The organism is Tahibacter caeni (assembly GCF_024609805.1).
Lineage (GTDB): Bacteria > Pseudomonadota > Gammaproteobacteria > Xanthomonadales > Rhodanobacteraceae > Tahibacter > Tahibacter caeni.
Map to the genome: position 1 here is coordinate 1 of NZ_JANFVR010000633.1, position 1,288 is coordinate 1,288.

The window sequence follows — 1,288 nt, forward strand, 5'->3', positions numbered from 1 at the left end:
AGCGACTTCGATCCTGACTGCAGCGGCGCCGGTCATCGCGCCGCCGCCTCTGGCGCCGATATCGGTCGCGACGATCGCGCCGGCACCCGTCGCGCCGCCGGCACCGGTCGTGGTCGCGGCGCCCGTCGTCGCTGCCGCGCCGGCGGCGAGCGTCGACCTCGGCGCGCTGCTGCTCTCCATCGTCGCCGACAAGACCGGCTATCCCGCGGAGATGATCAGCCTCGACATGGACCTCGAGGCCGACCTCGGCGTCGACTCGATCAAGCGCGTCGAGATCCTCGCCGCGCTGCACACGCAAGGTGCGGTCGTCGCGAAAACCGAGCCCGCGAAGATGAGCGGGATGCACACGCTGCGGCAGATCGCCGAATACCTGCAGGGCGGAGCCGTGGCGAGCGCGCCGGTCGCTGCGCTCGCTGCGTCGGCCGCTGCCGTCGACGACGTCGCCAGAATCCTGCTGGGCGTCGTCGCCGAAAAGACCGGATATCCGGTCGAGATGCTGGACCTCGCGATGGACATCGAAGCCGATCTGGGCATCGACTCGATCAAGCGCGTCGAAATCCTCGCCGCGATGACCGAGCGCGTGCCCGGCATCGCGAAGGACCGCGCGGTTCCGCCGGCGCTCCACACGCTCGCCGACATCGTGGCGTACCTCGGCGCGACGCCGGCTCCGACCGCAGCGACGCCGCTCGCGGATGCGCCGAAAGCGAAACCGGTGCGCCGCGCCGAACTCGGCCGCTTCGTGCTCGAGCTCACGCCCGCGCCCGCGGCCGGCTTTGCCGCGCCGGGCCTGGTCGACGGCGAGCCGGTATTCGTGCTCGGCGCTGCGGGCCTGGATTCCGCAGTCGCGACCGCGCTGCGCAGCAACGGCGTCGATGCGCGCGCCGTGGACGCATTGCCCGACGGCGCGAAGCGCTGCGTCTATCTGGGCGGCCTGCGTAGCGTCGAGGACGAGGTACAGGCGACGGCGGTGAACCGCGAGGCGTTCGTCGTCGCGCAGCGCCTGGCCAACGTCGACGACGCGCTGTTCGTGACCGTGCAGGACACCGGTGGGCATTTCGGCGTGCAGAACGCCGACGCGCGCCGCGCGTGGCTCGCGGGCTTGCCCGCGCTGATCAAGACCGCGGCGCTGGAATGGCCGCGCGCGACCTTGAAGTCGATCGACCTGGAGCGCGGCGCGCGGGACGACGCGGCGCTCGCCGGGGCCATCGCCGACGAGCTGCTGCGCGGCGGCGGCGAGATCGAAGTGGCGTTGCCTGCCGCGGGCGGCCGCTACGCGCTCAGGAGCGTC

At 72.5% G+C, this 1,288-nt stretch carries 1 protein-coding gene; it reads left to right on the forward strand.

What is annotated here, in order from left to right; genetic code table 11:
* On the forward strand, positions 1–1,288 hold a 1,288-nt coding region (locus NON22_RS24460), incomplete at both ends, for a phosphopantetheine-binding protein (protein ID WP_257389588.1).